The 16698-nt window shown below is 35.1% G+C and carries 15 protein-coding genes and 1 pseudogene; all 16 read right to left on the bottom strand.

Annotated elements, in window-relative coordinates; all coding sequences use genetic code 11:
* Nucleotides 1-27 precede the first annotated feature (27 nt).
* A pseudogene (locus tag AC4BB7_RS01445) lies at nt 28-272 on the bottom strand (helix-turn-helix transcriptional regulator); the annotation flags it as partial.
* Between the two features lie 213 nt (nt 273-485).
* Entirely contained in the window at nt 486-1337 is an 852-nt protein-coding gene (locus AC4BB7_RS01440; protein WP_490484154.1) for an aldo/keto reductase, read from the bottom strand.
* Between the two features lie 90 nt (nt 1338-1427).
* The gene (locus AC4BB7_RS01435; RefSeq protein WP_490484153.1) at nt 1428-1847 is read right to left on the bottom strand and encodes a MerR family transcriptional regulator; all 420 of its coding nucleotides are present in this window, start codon (nt 1845-1847) and stop codon (nt 1428-1430) included.
* Between the two features lie 17 nt (nt 1848-1864).
* The gene (locus AC4BB7_RS01430; RefSeq protein ID WP_490484152.1) at nt 1865-2443 is read right to left on the bottom strand and encodes a histidine phosphatase family protein; all 579 of its coding nucleotides are present in this window, start codon (nt 2441-2443) and stop codon (nt 1865-1867) included.
* Nucleotides 2444-2546: 103 nt separating this feature from the next.
* Nucleotides 2547-3113 carry a YdeI/OmpD-associated family protein gene (locus AC4BB7_RS01425; protein ID WP_490484151.1) on the bottom strand — a complete coding sequence of 189 codons (567 nt, stop codon included), beginning with the start codon at nt 3111-3113 and terminating at the stop codon, nt 2547-2549.
* 473 nt (nt 3114-3586) lie between these two features.
* Nucleotides 3587-4894 (bottom strand): hypothetical protein, encoded by a 1308-nt coding sequence (locus AC4BB7_RS01420; RefSeq protein ID WP_490484150.1) that lies wholly within the window; start codon nt 4892-4894, stop codon nt 3587-3589.
* Nucleotides 4895-5101: 207 nt separating this feature from the next.
* On the bottom strand, nt 5102-6178 hold the full coding sequence (locus AC4BB7_RS01415; RefSeq protein WP_490484149.1) for an acyltransferase: 1077 nt from the start codon (nt 6176-6178) through the stop codon (nt 5102-5104).
* Entirely contained in the window at nt 6175-7140 is a 966-nt protein-coding gene (locus AC4BB7_RS01410; protein ID WP_490484148.1) for a glycosyltransferase family 2 protein, read from the bottom strand. The genes AC4BB7_RS01415 and AC4BB7_RS01410 overlap by 4 nt, the downstream gene beginning before the upstream one ends.
* 39 nt (nt 7141-7179) lie before the next feature.
* On the bottom strand, nt 7180-8862 hold the full coding sequence (locus tag AC4BB7_RS01405) for a hypothetical protein (protein ID WP_490484147.1): 1683 nt from the start codon (nt 8860-8862) through the stop codon (nt 7180-7182).
* A 101-nt stretch (nt 8863-8963) separates the two neighbouring features.
* Nucleotides 8964-9698, bottom strand: coding sequence for a hypothetical protein (locus AC4BB7_RS01400; RefSeq protein ID WP_490484146.1), 735 nt, complete (start codon nt 9696-9698; stop codon nt 8964-8966).
* Between the two features lie 14 nt (nt 9699-9712).
* A complete protein-coding gene (locus tag AC4BB7_RS01395; RefSeq protein WP_490484145.1) occupies nt 9713-10666 on the bottom strand; it encodes a DUF5067 domain-containing protein in 954 nt (317 codons plus the stop codon).
* Entirely contained in the window at nt 10663-13308 is a 2646-nt protein-coding gene (locus tag AC4BB7_RS01390) for a YfhO family protein (protein WP_490484144.1), read from the bottom strand. Before AC4BB7_RS01390 ends, AC4BB7_RS01395 begins: the two co-directional genes overlap by 4 nt.
* A gap of 33 nt (nt 13309-13341) precedes the next feature.
* Nucleotides 13342-13959 (bottom strand): signal peptidase I, encoded by a 618-nt coding sequence (gene lepB / locus AC4BB7_RS01385; protein ID WP_490484143.1) that lies wholly within the window; start codon nt 13957-13959, stop codon nt 13342-13344.
* A gap of 30 nt (nt 13960-13989) precedes the next feature.
* On the bottom strand, nt 13990-14811 hold the full coding sequence (gene lepB / locus AC4BB7_RS01380) for a signal peptidase I (RefSeq protein WP_490484142.1): 822 nt from the start codon (nt 14809-14811) through the stop codon (nt 13990-13992).
* 24 nt (nt 14812-14835) lie between these two features.
* Nucleotides 14836-15501, bottom strand: a complete 666-nt coding sequence (locus tag AC4BB7_RS01375) for a hypothetical protein (protein WP_490484141.1) — start codon at nt 15499-15501, stop codon at nt 14836-14838.
* A 32-nt stretch (nt 15502-15533) separates the two neighbouring features.
* Entirely contained in the window at nt 15534-16604 is a 1071-nt protein-coding gene (locus AC4BB7_RS01370; RefSeq protein WP_490484140.1) for a WxLIP family cell surface protein, read from the bottom strand.
* Nucleotides 16605-16698: the final 94 nt, after the last annotated feature.

Here is a 16698-nt window from a genome sequence, read left to right as displayed (position 1 = left end):
GCTAAGTAAAATCATCAGCTAATGATTTCTTTTCCTGACAGTCTCTTTCAGCTCAGTATCCTCCCTTAATAAATTATCAAGAGAGATACCGAACAAATCGCTGATTGCTAAAATCGTTTCTAAATCCGGATAATTTCTTCCACTTCCCAACTTGAGACAGTCGAACGCGAAACATTTAATAAGTCACTTGATTGCTCTTGTGTTAATTCTTTTTTTAGTCGTTGCTCTTTGATTTTATCACCTCTTTCTTTTTTATTATCTTGATAACTTATAATAAAAGATAGCCACTTTTCGTATCACACTGAAATGTTGCACTGATACAATTCGTATCATGTTGGTTTATCAAGGTTTAAAGGAATCTGCACCTCCATATTATAGCAAATAAATACGCAGGCTATTTCCTGTTTAAATAAAAAACTACAATCAAAAACGTGTAAAAATCACAAGTTTTTTGATCGTATTTTCTCTGTTACTTACTATTCAATTTACACATTCATCTTTCTGCCAGCCATCCATCTGATCATCTCAGGATCTGCATGGGAGAAAAATTGGCTTTCCCCTTCATTCAATGTAGCAATTGCTGCTTTGTCTTCTTCTGACAGTTCAAAATCAAATACAGCCATATTTTCAGCCATTCGCTCTGGTTTTACCGACTTCGCTAGAACAACGATCTCTTGCTCGATCAACCATCGAACAATAACTTGCGCTACAGATTTATGATATTTATCACCAATAGCTGTTAGGATTTCATTTTTAAAAATCCCATTTTTACCTTCTGCAAATGGCGCCCACGCTTCAGGGTGGATTCCTTCTGCTTTTAAGGCTTCGATATTTTTTGTTTGCTGATTGAACGGGTTGATCTCAATTTGATTGATTTGCGGCACCACTTTATTGAACTCAGCTAAATCAACTGCGCGATCTACTGCAAAGTTTGAAACACCGATTGCACGAATTTTCCCAGCTTCTTGTAGTTCCTCCATCGCCCGCCAGGCACCATAAACATCATTATACGGTTGATGTAATAATAGTAAATCAACATAATTCAGACCTAATCTGTCCAGAGACCGCTCAAAAGATTCCTTGACTCCTTCATAAGAAACATTTTCTACCCAAATTTTAGTAGTAATAAACAGTTCTTCGCGAGGAATACCCGAAGCTGCAATTCCCCTACCGACTGCTTCTTCATTCATATAAGATTGAGCTGTGTCAATGTGACGGTAACCTACTTTGATCGCATCAATCACTGCTTGCTCAGCTTCTTTAGGTTCTGTGATTTGATACGTACCGAAGCCTAAAATAGGGATTTCTACGCCATTGTTCAATTTGACTGTTTGCATTTGTCTTTCCTCCATCTCTTCTTAGTTCTATGAGTGCCTAACAACTTCACTATAAACTATGGAGTCAGCTTCATAGCAAGCTGTTTATTCTTAATTTTTGTGATTTACCTTCCAAAGCTCTTCAACATTGTCTGATGTGACTTCTCCTGATTTGAACTTGGCGATATGCTCATCATAGGTATCGATTTTGTATTGAAGTAAATCACGTGTTTTAGTCATTTCTTCTAATTTTCCAGTGATCTCTTGGAGTTGATCTTGCAAGATCTGTTTTTGCGCCTGCTCAACATTTCCCTCGAGTTGAGAAAGTGTAGCGAATTCGATCAAAGACTCGATCGAGACTCCTGCATTACGTAAACTTTTTGCTAAATAAATCCAATTTAGGTCTCTTGTTGTGTAGACACGGTAGCCGTTTTTATCCCGTTTGATTGGCGGAATAACACCCACTCGTTCATAATAACGAACTGTATCAGTCTTTAAGCCAAACATTTCAGCTGCTTCTTTACTGTTCAACTTGGTCTCCTCCTTACTTATTCTAAATTTGAATAATCGTGATTGATGATTTCTAATAATTTAAATGTATCATGCTCAAATTCAAATTTCAAAATACAACAATTTCCTAATCGGTCTTTTTGATCCACTTCACTAGTATGCGCCCAGTTTCGCATAAATTGTCGACAAGATGCACCATGAGAAACCGCTAAAACAGTTTCTCCCGCTTCCTTCATGATGTCCATCACAGTTTCAGATACTCGTTGTCTAAATTGCCCTTCTTCTTCTCCGCCATAACCAGCAAAAAAATCACCATACGGTAAAGGTGGATTCAGTGATTCACTCTCTGATTCAAATCGTCCAAAATTCCATTCTTTCAAGCCTTTTACTCTTTTATAAGGCATATCCGTTACTTGTTCTAACGTATCACTTGCTCGCTCAGATGTTGATGCATACGCACTGTCAAAAATAATGTTGCGATTCTTGAAATAGTCTCCTGCAATTTGAGCTTGCCGGATACCTTTTTCTGTCAGTGGAGAATCACACCATCCCTGAATTTTTTTCTGTTGATTGAATAACGTTTCTCCATGTCTCATCAAATATAATGTTTTGGTCATAACCTTGCCCTCATTTCTATTCGTTATGTTTATCATAAACCATGAAGTGAACTCCAGGGCAAGTAAAAAAAGCTGAACTTTATTGTTCAGCTCAACTTTTTAATTATTCGAGCAATCGGCCTTCATCATGCCAAGCGCCATACATTTTTGCAGCCTTTGTATTTTCCAGAAATTTGTCCAAGCGTTTCTCAAATAATTCCGGCTGATGTTTATAATTTTGGATCGTGTCGATGCGGATACGGCGATATAGCTCTGGGAAGTTTAGGAATATTTCATAGATATCTGCATTTTCTTTGAGTCTTTTTTCTATGATTTCATCTATTTGAAAGGAATCTTCCGTCATATCTGGTAGAACTTTTCTACCTTGTTCTGTCATCAATCCTAGTCGTTCTAGACGACGGACGCGTTCTTTGTTTAATTCCGTCCAAGGGCTTTTTTTCGCTCTAGGTGACAGACGTTGAGCAGTTTGAGTTTCAGATATTTTCTTTTTGATGCCGTCGATCCAACCAAAGCAAAGCGCTTCTTCTACAGCATCTAGGTATTGGATTTTATCGGGTTCTGGTTTGATACTCACAATGATCCAGCAGTACTTTTCAGTTGTGCTGTTGCCTTCTAACCAGTTTCGTAATTCTTGCCTAGTCGTTACGGATAACAGATTATCTATTTCCATTTTAATACGGCTCCTCTTAGTTGATTAAAAATAGTATACATTAATCCGACTAAAAAATGAAAATACTCACTCTCTTATTTATGCTATCAGAGAAACTGCCTTTATTTTTGTTGAATTACTAATAGCGTTGGATATGCATAAAATAAAGGTCATAACTAATCCGTATACTTTTTTAGTTAAAGCTTTTTTTCGACAAAAAAGTGGAATAGGGAATATTTGATTGACTCCCCCGCTGCTGATTTTCACAAATCATTGATAAAAAACTTCATGCCTATTTACTGATTTCAATGCACACAAAAATAGGAAACCTGAAGGAGATTTCCTCTAGGTTTCCTATTAACTGATTTAATTCTTGAAATTCAACTTGTTGATAAAGCCTTTGATACAGCTCAGTTTTGTAATGTTTTTTTATTTCTAGCTATCAAAAAGAGCCTACTTTATCATTGATTTTTAGATACGAAGATGGGCAAGAATTATTTTTGTATATCAGCTTCATAATAGTAATTCACAATGTATTCATTACCATCTTTCACAACTTCAAAATCTTCGCGGTCTATTTTCAAAAGATCCCATTCTGTTTTACCAAAATCATAAAGATAGTTGTTCACTTCGAAAATATTTCCAATTTCAATATCGTAAACAGTTTCATTATAAAGTTTAAATTCGTCTGTATCAAAATCTAATACCCAGTGTTTTGTTGTTACTGGTAAAGTAAATTTAGTTGGAGTTTCAGAGAAAATCACTTCATGTTTACCATTTGTTTTAATCTGACTTACTTCATTTTTATTGTGTAGTTTACTTTCTTGACGTGAACCAATGATTTTAAGTTCTTTAGGCGTCCCTTTAGATAAATCACCTAATAAACCACCTTGTTCATTTAAAAATACATTGTCAGGTTCTGAAACCCACGTATAGTTTTTCATATCTCTCATATTACGAGCAACACTTGTAAAGTCAGTTACAAATACTGGTACATCATCCGTAATTTCAAATGTTGGTTTTCTGTATTCTTCACGAACAACAGCACCTGAATATGCTCGTAGCATTTGTTTATCTGCATGTAAAGCTGAGTACTGACTATTAATATCAGTCGAAATACCAGTAATTGAACTTCCCGCACCTTCTGCTTGGATATGAGCAATAATCGAACGAGCACCAGAAACTTTTCCTTCGCCTACAACAGTTGCACCTTTCCATGCATAAATGTCACGATAAGCGTAAATACCAGTTCCCTCACTACCTGTCCCTTTTAACACGGCATCATGATAAGGTTTAATATCGTTTTCACTGTAAACACCATAGTTCTTACCAAATCCTTCTACAGTTCCACCGTCCATTTGGATTTCGTTATGAACGAATACACCCGTTCCAGCAGCAGTTGCAGTGATGTGTCCTTTACCATATTTCGTAAATTTAAATGCTTTTAAATGATCACCGACATTAATCCCTACTTCTTCGTTTGTTTTAACATTCAACTCACCATTTCCGCGGAATTCAAGCGTTCTTTTAGCATTGATCGCACCCATATTAACTGGTTTTGTATTGTTCAATGTAATCGTAATGATCTTTGAGCTATACAAAGATGCGTTTTCATTTAAAAGATACTCACCTTTTCTTGTTGTCAGTACATTTGTACCATCTGCCTTAGTAGTTACAGTTGCAGCATAACCATTCAAATCAGTATTAGATGTCAATAGTTCAGCGGCAAATGCTTTTTGACCACCAGCTACTGCTAATAAACCAAAAAACAAGACTCCAGCAACATTTTTAATTTTAACCATTTTTTTACCTCTTTCTTTTTTTATTTGCTGTTTCCAGCATCTCTATTCTAACATATAAAATAACTTGTTTTTTATCTTTTATTTTAGTGATTCTCTATTTTTTTGAAAAAACAACGCATAAAAAAGCCTATAAATAGACAAATAAGTTTTTGCCGTCTTTTTCACTTAAAAATAAAAAATAACAACAAAAGCATCATTCAGATTGTTTTATAAACCTGAATACAGCTTAATAAAGTATTGAATTTTTTTACCTAAAACACCTGAGAAATCTTCAATTTTTAAAAACTGAAATAAAATAGAGCGTACATAATCTATCAGACTAGATCCGACATAAATCAAACTACCATAAACAAAAATCAGCAGGACCGCAATTAAAAGATTCTCACTCGCCAAATGACCAAATTGATTTTTCAATATAAAGTAAAATATCATCGGATGTGTATGAATCAAATAGACACCGAAAGAAACGGGAGCTATTGCGGTAATAACTTTAACCACTATTTGATTCTCTATCCTTATTTTTAAGAATAGAAGAAACAATACTACCGAACTACCCAAAATCAAAGGCGATACATAATCAATAAACCAATTTCTACCCATTGTTTCTTCCAAAAACGGACTGAATGAACTTACAATAATCAAGAATAACGCTGCTCCATTAAGGCCTAAATAGCTAATCCATAGTTTTTTCGTCTCTATTTTTTCGATATCCACATGTAGTCTTAGATACGCACCGATCACATACATGAAAGCCAACCAAATCATACTGTAGCCTTTATAAAGATTAAATGGGTCGTTTTTTGAAACGACCGAAGCTGTTCCTAGTAAGACAATCACGCCCACACCATACATCATTTCAGTTTTGCTTAATAATTTGATGCCTTTATTCAGTAGCGGGATAAATAGAAATAATCCTGCGTATGCTGAAAAAAACCAATAACTTTTTGTTAATACAGGAAAAAAAGAATAAATAGGCAACGAAATCTCTACCCCTAAAATATATTGAGCCATAATAGTGAGTAATACCGAATAAAAGAAAACTTCAAACCATAGATAAATAAATTTTTCTATGCGCCACTTTCCTCCGATCATGAAATATCCTGTGATCAGTGCAAAACAATTCACACCAATAAAACAAATCGTTTCAATGCTCCAAAAAACAAAGTAATTTAAGCTTCCATATTCAACGTTATCTAATACCCCACCAATTCCTAATATATGAAGAATAACCACCATGTACATTGAAACGATCCGTAACAACTCTATGCCTATATGCCTCTTCAACTTTCTCCACTACTCCTTTTATCATCCCTCGTTTGCCCTTCATAATATTCTTCAACAAAGTACAACGGACGCTTTTTCGTCTCATTGAATACCCTACCCAAATATTCACCAATAATTCCTAAAGAAATCAATTGAAGTCCTCCCAGAAAGAGAATACCGATCATCAATGAAGGATATCCTGATACACTAGCTCCTAGTAAAAGCGTTTGAACCAAGACAATCATCATATAAATAAATCCAACCACCGAAACTACCGCCCCAATCATAGCTGAAACCCTAAGCGGCAGCGTTGTATAGGATGTGATTCCATTCATAGCTAGATTCGCTAACGAAGATAAACGCCATTTTGTCGCTCCTCCCGCTCGCTCATCAGCATCATAAAACAGTTCTTTTTTTCTATAACCAATCCAACCATATAGCCCTTTTGTATAGCGCTCGTGCTCTCTTAATTCTTTTAAAGCATTGATTGCTTTGCGATCTAACAATCGAAAATCACCAGCATGGGGATAGATTGTCGTTCTGGTAGTTTTTTGTAGAATTTTATAATAGGACGACGACAACAATTTTTTTAAGAATGTCTCTCCTTTACGGTTTTTACGGACAGCATAAACATCTGAGTAGCCTTGTTCCCACCAAAGGATCATTTCTTGAATCAATTCCGGCGGTTGTTGTAAATCGGCATCTATCACAACTGCAGCATCTCCTTTGGCGTAGTCAAAACCAGCCAACATTGCAACCTCTTTCCCAAAATTTCTTGACAGATCTAACAGAGTAATTCTAGAATCTTTCTCTTGCAATGCTAAAATGATCGAAACACTTTGATCTTCACTACCATCATTGACAAAAAGATACTCAAACTGATAGCTTGAACAAGTTTGACTTAACTGCTCTAGCCTCTGGTAAAGCTGCTCCAACACTTCCTCTTCATTTAAAAATGGAACGATAATCGTTATTTTTTTCATCCTTTATTCAACCTTTGCTAAGCTGCTGCTTTTCTCTAACTATTCTTTATAAAAAAGAATAAAGTCTTTGTTCTGGTATACTTCGAAATCTTTAAGTTTCTTTTCATAGTTGCTTAAATCTGCTCCTTGATGATATAAATACCCAATCTGTCCTTTATTATCTTCTACAAATTCTCCCTCTTTCATAAATGTATACCGGGCATACTGGTTAGATGTCATATTCGTTTCCCGCTCAAAAGGTTGATCTCGACTTGCTTGATATGCTTCCGGTGAAACTGGGTCAAAAAATCGGAAAAAGATAAATGTTAATTCAGTAAGCTGATGAATACTCGTTCGATCCACATAAATTGTTCCAAGTTTTTTCTCTTTGCTGATTTGAATCACTTCATTCATCGTTTGCGGCGCCATGTAGGTACTATCTTGCTGTTCATCACGATAAGAAGAGTTATAACTAAATAAAAATGAAACAAACAACACAGTGAAAAAGCTAAAAACTGCTGTAGTAACTGACTTTTTATATAGCGACCATAATGCTGATAACCCATATCCCATGACCAAAATTACTGGAAAAAGAAAGACATTCCAATGATGCACAACAGGAACAACAATTAAAATTAAAGGGATCGGTGCAATTAGCCACGCTAAAAGAACGCTGCTAAAATGACTTTTTTCTCGCACTACTTTGACAATCCCAACACTAAACAATAATAGTCCAGCTAAATTGTAAAACATTCCGTAATTTGGTAACGAACTAAAAATCAACCCATCTCTTCCAGATAACAAAAAGCCATGGATTCTACTTAAATTCATTAAGAATGCTGACCAAATATCATTACTGTACAAAATCGTCTGTCCTTCATTTTGACTACCTAACAATTTTGGAAAAGTCATCCCTACTATTGTTATTGATCTATCACCAAAATATTGAATATAGGCAAAGAAAATGATTGGCACTATCGTAATAACTAACACCAACGATAACCCTATACCCTGACGTATACTCAGGAGTTTTTTCTTCCAAAAATAAAAAAGTAATAGTAACGAAAAGACCGGCAAGAAATACCATGTAGCAATATATGCATAAGCCGTTAAACCTATCGAAATCATCGCTCCGCTATAGAACCAATTCTGTTTTTTCCCTTGACTCTTAAGCCCTAATTGAAGCAAACAAAAAGCAATCAGCAACAAGTGCGGTGCAACATTGGCATCTAAGCCGAATCGGCTAATCATGATTTGCCAAGGATTGATGATTACTATAAAAATGATCGACATCAATAATTGATGAGAAATTTTCAGTCTGATCAATGTCCACATTGTAAAAAGTAATGTTGCAGAGGAGAGACAGACCATTGCTAAGCGTGTGCTAATAACTGTCAAACCCAATATTTTCACAAAGGGTAAAGAGAGATACGAATAGAGTGCAGACGGTCCTGTTCCATACCCAATCAAATAGATGGGCCAAGAATTCAAGGCACTATCCTGTCCGTAATTTGCAAGAGCCCACGTATCATATCCCGACATCGCTTCATCGATTTGCAATCCTGGAAGTTGGCCTAAGTTATAATACCGAACAAATAACCCAATACAAAAAAGTACGAATAGTACTTGATGAAAATCACTTTTAAAAAGTACTGTTCCTGCTCTTTGAGCTTCAAATCTAATAGTCAAAAAGCCCGCTGTCATAAATAGAATCAGCAATCCATATAACACCACAACGTCCATTCTATATCTCCTTTTCCAACCCCGTTTTGTTACTATCCTTTTAAGTTAATTACTTATTCAACAGCGCAAATAATGAAACTTGATTCATGCTTTCTAGCTACTTAGATAGAAAAATCTCTAATCAACGCGTGTATTTGCAATGGAGTGCCATCGGTCGAAAAACTCATCAAAAGATTTCTTCCAATTTCTTTATCCGCTTCAGCTTGTGTCACTGTATCGATCACATAAACCTCAGCGTTCGCTAATTGCTCTTTAGGTGCTTTGATTTGTTCATTAAATGCAGCCATTTTATTTTCTATCTTAGAAATTTGCATCATTTCACCTATCGAATTAACTACTTCCTCCGGCTGTTCAATATACACCTTGCCTTCCTCAACATCGTTATAAATATCAATGATTTGTGTACTCAAGCAAGCTTCTTTTTTAGCTTTTACAAATAGATATGACCACTCGATCCGCCCGTAAGAATGACGCTTTCCATCTTTATTTTTATAATACTTTTCTGTAAATACTGTTAATTTGTCACCATTAGCAATCAAATTAAAGACTTGAGGTTCTAACTCGTTATCTTCTGATTTAAGTGCTTTTTCAATCACAACATCCGCTTTTTTTGAAAATTCTGGTACTTGCAACTTAAATTTATCCTTTATGAGTTTGTTTAGTTCTGCTTCAGATATCTTCAAATAATCAAAGTTACCAAAACGCTTCTCTTGTTTGGTACTCCACGTAAAGTTTTGGTCTTCTTTAGACCATGTTTCCTTTCCCTCTTCTTTTTTACACCCCGTAAAAATCGTTAAAGACAATAGGGCTATGATCAATAATTGACTTTTTTTCATAACATACTCCTTGTCTATTTACTTAGAGCTTTTAAATCTAAAACTATTTCTTCTTGCTCAGGAAATTCCTCATCTGAAAAATGAAGCATCACTGAGCCATTTGTATCCCTCAATCGATAAATCACTACTGATTCACTATTTTGATTTTCACCGATTGCTTTAGAAGATTGTTTTTCTAGCTCTCCAAGCTCTGTTTTTTCAGATTCCTTTGGTAAAGTAGCCTGTTGCAATTCCTGCCCCTTATAGCTTGCTGTTACCAATGAAGACCAAATCATTGGCTTTATTGGTGTTTCTTTCAAGTTGGTCACCCCATATTTAACAGCAAGAAGTTTCCCATCACTTTCAGATTCAATGACCTTATAACCACTTACTTTGATAGCTAAACGATCATTTTTTGCAGTATTTTCTTCCTTTTCTTCAGTGCTTCCTTTATCTGATTGTCCAGTTTCTACTAAAGATCTTGCCGATTCATCAATGATTTCCGCCCTTTTTTTATAGCCATTATCATCTGCTGAATAATAGATCAATTGTGCAAACCCGTTTTCTGTTTCAATATAGTAAATATGAGCCCACGACTTTTTTTCTTTAAAGCGTGTAAAGACTGTATATTTGTATGCAGGTAACTTATTCACTTTGAATTCTTTCATATAGATATCTTCTGCTTTATCATACTTATATACTTTACCTAACTGCTTCTGAGTTTTTTTAGCAAAGTCTTTCAGATCTACTTCTGATTTTTGCTTAGTGGTGATAAACATAGCTGAATTACTTTTCTTATCTGTTGCAGCAAAAACAGTTGTTGCTGAATAATTTTCTTGATAATTTTTATCTTCTTCCCAAGTACTGGGTAGTTGAAATGCATAAGACACACCTTTATCTTCAAAGGTTTGCTTTTTAGCGTCCAACTTTTGCGAACATCCTGTTAAAACAGCCAAAGCTAACGCGATAGCAATCAATTTCTTTTTCATTTTGTTTCTCCATTCTTCAAACCCTCAGAACCAACTTCCACCTTTTGAACCACTTGACGCTTATTGTTCCTACTATCAATCAATGTGTACAGTAGAAATATAAGAGAACAGCTAATAAATAATCCTAACCCTAGCTTAAAGCCTTGGGGAAGAAACACAAATTCAACTGTATGCTTCCCTTTTGGCACCCGTAAGGTCAAAAACGCATCTTTGAATGTTGGAATCTCAGTCCTTTTACCATCCACGTAAGCCGTCCATCCCTTATCAAAAGGTATCGTAGTCAAAATGACCTGATCTTCTGTTAAATCTACTGATGCTTTTGCCTTACGCCCTGTAGTTTTAAAATTCACACCTTTTTTCTGAATTTTATTTATAACTTCTTCAAATTTAGGAATATCCAATACCACCACATCTGGTTTAAAAATCTTTATTTTTGTTTTGTCATTATCTCTGAAAACAGCTTTGATATTGACTGTTTTAGCTTCCTTATGATAGCCAAGATCATGATATTGACCGCCATCTACCATATTACTTTTTCGACTAACGCCTTCAATCGTTAACTCTATTTCCGTTTTATCCATATACCCAAAATCTGTTGGCGTAATACTAAAATAGGCTTGAGAATTAGCCGGAACATCCACAGACCATTCGATAATATTTTCTTCTGTCGGTTCGATTTCAGAATAGATGTATGCTCCATTTTCCTGTTCTTCAACTAAATTTCCCATTCCTACTTGCTTAGTATCAACAAATTGGAACAGTTTTTCTTTTTCACCAGCCATATGAGTCAGTAACGCAGTTTGGTTTGCTACAGCATTTTTTTCATATATTTTTTCATCTGTTAAAACGCCCAATGGCAATGCGTATTTATTCTCGTAAAGTGCATATTCTCCACTTTCACTTTTTTTATCAAAGCCATATTTCGAGAGTTTTTCCTTTGAAATATTGTATTTGATCCCTAACATTGCATCCATTAACAAGGTATTATTTAGATAACTGATATTCAAATTGCTACCAAAAGAACGAAAGCCTAATTGATGTAAATATGCAGATGAATTACGATTTCGAATAGATGAAAACATCGTTACACCACTATAACCATAAAGAAAACTATCATTTCGACTCACACTATCCATATTCTCCAAACGATATAATTGCTCATTTTCCACTTTCGTTTGATCAACTAGTTTCTTGATATCTGGATAATATTTATCAAAGTATTCTCGTGCAGGATATCCCCAATCAGTACGAATACCAGCAATCATGCGTTGAGCGTTAAAACTTGTTTCAGCTAAAATTAGTACGGTTAAGATTATCGGCAGCCATTTCAATTTCCATTCTTTTTGATAACAGTAAAACAACAATAGATACAGCAACAAAAACACAAATGTCAAAATAATCGATCCGCTCGATAGGTAATCGTAACGCTGTTTGTTAGTGAAAAAGATTGCCGCTAAGAAAATAAGAAGTAGCCCTATACTAATATTCACCAGTTTTTCAAAGTCATCTTTTGTGAATACTTCCAAAGCATAGCCAGCTAATAAAATAATCAAACAGGACAACAAAAAACTATAACGGAATAAGAACATATTTGGTGCATGCATTCCTTGCCAAAAAAGATTGAGAGGATCGATATAAAAGCTTCCAGCAACAATTACACCCAAACTGCCATATAACAATTTATTCTTCAATGGAATTTTTTTACTCACAAAATAATAAAAGAAAAAAATCAAAGCCAACAAACCAATGTAAATAAATGGTGCACTTTTATATTTACTTGTATCATAGACACCCACCATATTTTTAGTAACCAAGTCCCACAGTTCAACATCCGCTGTAAATAATCGATTAACTCTATTCAATCCTTCACCATTGTTTTTCAAATCTAATATCGTTGGCAGAATCGTAACCATAGACGCGCCGCCAGCTAATATAGACGTAATCAAATAGGATATGACCCTTGAAGAATACCTTTTCCTATTCGTAAATAACCGAGCAAAAAAATAAAGAAATGAGAAGATTCCTATCATGAATGCCATATAGAAGTTCGATAAAAACAGCAATAAATAGCTAATAAAAAGTAATGCAGGCTTTTTGAAATCCATCAATCGATGAATTCCTAAAAGAATCAAAGGCAAGTAGATAAACGCATCCAGCCACATAATAACCTCTGAATAAGCTGTTGTATAAGACATCAGTGCATAAGCTACACTTAATCCAACATGTAGCGGCTTAGCAATTTTGTATGTTTGAGAGGAGAAGAACCAAAAGGCTCCTCCAATTGCTCCAAATTTTAACAACGTAATCATATATAACGCATCAGGCATTGCTTGATTATCAAAAAAGTAAACAAATGGTGTAAAAATACCGTTCAAATAATAAGCGGAAAGAGCCCAAAAATTTAGTCCTAACGAACCATACCAAGTATAAAAAGCACTTTGTTCACCATGTAAAACATTATTAAAACTAGCATGGAAAACTGCATACTGACTTAAGGCATCACTCGCTAGAATTGTCGTTTTACTCCCTGGATAAATCCCGATGCTATAATAAATGGCCGCCATGATTGTAATTGGCAACACGATACTTAAACATAAAAAAATTCCATTTCCCTTAATAGCTGCTATCACTTTTTGCTTCATATTGACCTCGCTCTTATTTCGTAAATTTTAAAATCAGCTGACAAACCCCATTTTATGCAACGGAAAGTAACGGTACTTGACTACCCCTTCAATTTGATTCTTCTCAACCAAACCAAACACCCTGCTATCAGTAGAATGTTTACTATTGTCGCCTAAAACAAAATAACAATTTTTAGGAATTTTATTTAATCCAGTCAACTGACTCATGACAGACATACTAATATTGATCTTAAGCGTTCCATCGGGCAAATCCATTGCTAATTTATTTAGACCATCGTTTAAATATCCATCTGTTTCTGATAGTCGATAGTTCAAAAATAGTTTATTATTCTCTAACCAAATCATATCTCCCGGCATTCCAATAACCCGTTTCACAAATGAATCGCCTGGTTTATCCTTTGGCTCAAACGTAATGATCTCATTGCGTTTAGGATCCTGGCTTTTTTGAACAAAGATACGATCTCCATTCTCAAACGTCGGAGCCATGGATTGTCCATCCACAACGTGCGTTTTTATATGTATTAAAAACAACAAGCAGCACAAAGCAAATAGTAAGAAAAAAACAGTCGTTACAACCTGATGGAATATTCTGTTATAACGAATTTCCTTTTCCTCCATTTGCTTTGAACGTATTTTTTTACTCTTCTTCATAAAATCATTCTTCTCTCAATTCTTTCCTGATTAAAAACCTGTAGCTGTATGAAACGGAAAATATCGTAGTTCCACAACGCCAATAATATCTTTTTCATCAATCAAGCCATAGTTTCTACTATCACTAGCAAACTGTCGATTATCTCCCAAAACAAAGTACTTACCCTGCGGTACCTTAGATACATCGACTGTTTGTTTCAACGTAAAGTCTTGTGTTACAAGAAATCCAGCAGACTTTACTTCAGCAATCGATTCTTCTAAAAAACGTTCTGGAGTCAGTTTATTATTAATATATAGTTCATCATTTTTATAATACAGCTCTTCTCCAGGTAAACCGATAACTCGTCTTATCGATTTCTGATTGGTTTGAGGAACTTTAAAATAAATCAATTTAAATCGTTTGATTTCTCCCCATTTATTGACCAGCAAACGATCTTTATCATTTAATGCTTTAGTCATAGCATATCCTTCCATCTTCGGAAGACGAACAGTAAAATATGACGCCACACTTACAAGAAGAAGCGTAATGATGATCGTAAAGACAATCTCTTTGCTCGTTTGCTTCAACCGTTTTCTTTGAGCTTTTTTTACTGATCCTTTTTTTCTTTTGTTCTTTGTTTTATTCTTTATAGAATATGAGGAACTTGATTTCCTTCTCTTCTTGTCAAAACCATCCCCCTCACCTTGAGAAGGACGCTTTTTTTTCGGTATCTGTTTTTTTTTCTTAATACTTTTTCTATGTCGTTTATTAGCAGATGCTATTGTATTTATTTTTTGCTTCTTCGGCTTTACTGCCCTTTTAGTCTCCTGTTGCACTAGCTCTTTTTTTTTCGTATTGATTGTTTTTTTCATGATTGAAAAATCACCTCTCAACAGTTATTTCTTTTGCTGTAAAGCTGATTCATTCACATCGAACTCTTTAAACACTTTCTTCTGGCTGGTCACTACCTTTTGTATATCCTTCAAATAACTTTCTCTGTAGGCAGGATCTTCTAATTTTCCAGCGTCTTGTCCACTAATATTGATTCCTAAGTTTCTAGTCATTGTAAAATGGCGGTTCAGCATTTTCTGCCCTTCTACTGACATTCCTTGTGAAGCATTCCTATTTGCAACACTTGTCAATTGTGTAGAAAGATCACGCATATTTTTAGATGTTTTTTCAGCATTCGCTCCATTATCAATAGCCTTCAGCTGTTTTTCCAATTCTCCAACAAAATAATAGCTTTTAGCTAGTGAATCTGCATCATCCGCTGTCAAATTAGTCAGTTGATAATACCTTGAATATGCGGCACTACCAGCTGTTAGAAGAACTAAAAAGAAAAAAATCAAACTTGTCCGAAATTGTTTCTTTTTTTGCTTTTCTAATCTACGACTTAAAAACTTGATCCTTTTGCGTTTTTTCTTATTCTTCACGCGTCGACTAACCATTATTTTCCATTTTCGTTTCGTGGATAGGCTTAAAAAAAGAAAGAAAATACCAAATAGAAGAAAGAGGATAGCACCTGATAATAAGCCAATGAAAGACATGTCTAAAATACTCACGGATCTATTCCCCTTTCAAATAAAAGAACAAATTAGCGTTTCTTCTTTTTCAATTGTTTTTTCTTTTTCTTGTTATTGTTCCCAATAGCTCTTACAACGAAAAAGACAATCAATGCAACGACCACAACTCCACCAACGATCATTGCAATCAGACGCCAGTTGATCCCGCGTTCTTGCGTCAGTGAGACATCTTGCGAATTAAATTTATCCGCTTCTTCGTCCGTAATCGAGAATTTTTCTGTCCATTCCCATTTCTTGTCACCAGCAGTGACTAAAATATGGGCCGTATATTCACCTGGTTCCATTCGATCTCCATTCATCTCGACAGGAAAATCAATCATTGTGTTTGGAGCCATTCTCATACCAGCTTTTTTAGTATCATAAAGGACTTCTTTGGAATCTCCCTTCATGATTTGAGCATCGACTGTCATATCTTCTAAGTATTCTGCTTCAACATTAGAGAAATTCAAAAAGACAGCATTTCGATAATTTGTTAGACCTGCATAAGCTTTATTGAAGGCTAGATCTGGTTCCACCTTTGTATCTGTTTCATTTAAAATCATTCCAACAAGAAAGGCGTATTCATTAGTAATACCAGCTTTTTTCTCTTCTTTTTTTTCTTCTTTGGTCATTTGTTTCATCTGAATCCCACCGGAAATACTGCCATCAAAGCTAGATTCAGGCATAGTAATTTCTAAATCTAAAGGTACCATTGATTTAGCGGGGATCTTCACTTCTTTCGGTCCTTTAACAACATCCACAAAATTATATTTAAGAGATTTATCATCTTCAATTGTTGTAGGTCCATATTCAATAACACCATTCCCATTGGTCTTAGCACCATTAAGAGAAACACCAATCACCATTTCATGTTCTGTTCCGTTGGATAGTTCAATTTGAACCGTTTGTTTTTGCCCAGGAGACATTTTCAAATCAAAATAACCAACAGTACTTTTTTGATTCTCCGGTTTGACGACTTTGTAATTAAACCCGACACCAAAATCTGCTTGAGTTCCGCCTTCCGCATAAGAAACTTGACTAAAACAGGTACCACAAGCTATGTACAAAAATAATGCCAAATAAAATAAATATTTTCTCTTCATATTCTTTCAATTACCTTTCTTATTTAACGATTAAACAAGGTCACCGACTCTTTGAGCCGGTGAGCTTGCCTTATAAATCAAATCTCTTCACCAT

Source organism: Enterococcus sp. AAFC-DPL-5182 (assembly GCF_058216605.1).
The sequence above is the reverse complement of the archived record's forward strand: the minus strand, read 5'-3'. Positions and strand labels throughout refer to the sequence as shown.

Bases quoted from the DNA above. Each gene is read 5' to 3' on its own strand.
- AC4BB7_RS01395 (WP_490484145.1), bottom strand. From the start codon at position 10,666: ATGAAAAAGAAATTGATTGCTATCGCGTTAGCTTTGGCTGTTTTAACA.
- AC4BB7_RS01420 (WP_490484150.1), bottom strand. From the start codon at position 4,894: ATGGTTAAAATTAAAAATGTTGCTGGAGTCTTGTTTTTTGGTTTATTA.
- AC4BB7_RS01400 (WP_490484146.1), bottom strand. From the start codon at position 9,698: ATGAAAAAAAGTCAATTATTGATCATAGCCCTATTGTCTTTAACGATT.
- AC4BB7_RS01440 (WP_490484154.1), bottom strand. From the start codon at position 1,337: ATGCAAACAGTCAAATTGAACAATGGCGTAGAAATCCCTATTTTAGGC.
- lepB (WP_490484142.1), bottom strand. From the start codon at position 14,811: ATGAAAAAAACAATCAATACGAAAAAAAAAGAGCTAGTGCAACAGGAG.
- AC4BB7_RS01430 (WP_490484152.1), bottom strand. From the start codon at position 2,443: ATGACCAAAACATTATATTTGATGAGACATGGAGAAACGTTATTCAAT.
- AC4BB7_RS01370 (WP_490484140.1), bottom strand. From the start codon at position 16,604: ATGAAGAGAAAATATTTATTTTATTTGGCATTATTTTTGTACATAGCT.
- AC4BB7_RS01425 (WP_490484151.1), bottom strand. From the start codon at position 3,113: ATGGAAATAGATAATCTGTTATCCGTAACGACTAGGCAAGAATTACGA.
- lepB (WP_490484143.1), bottom strand. From the start codon at position 13,959: ATGAAGAAGAGTAAAAAAATACGTTCAAAGCAAATGGAGGAAAAGGAA.
- AC4BB7_RS01405 (WP_490484147.1), bottom strand. From the start codon at position 8,862: ATGGACGTTGTGGTGTTATATGGATTGCTGATTCTATTTATGACAGCG.
- AC4BB7_RS01410 (WP_490484148.1), bottom strand. From the start codon at position 7,140: ATGAAAAAAATAACGATTATCGTTCCATTTTTAAATGAAGAGGAAGTG.
- AC4BB7_RS01390 (WP_490484144.1), bottom strand. From the start codon at position 13,308: ATGAAGCAAAAAGTGATAGCAGCTATTAAGGGAAATGGAATTTTTTTA.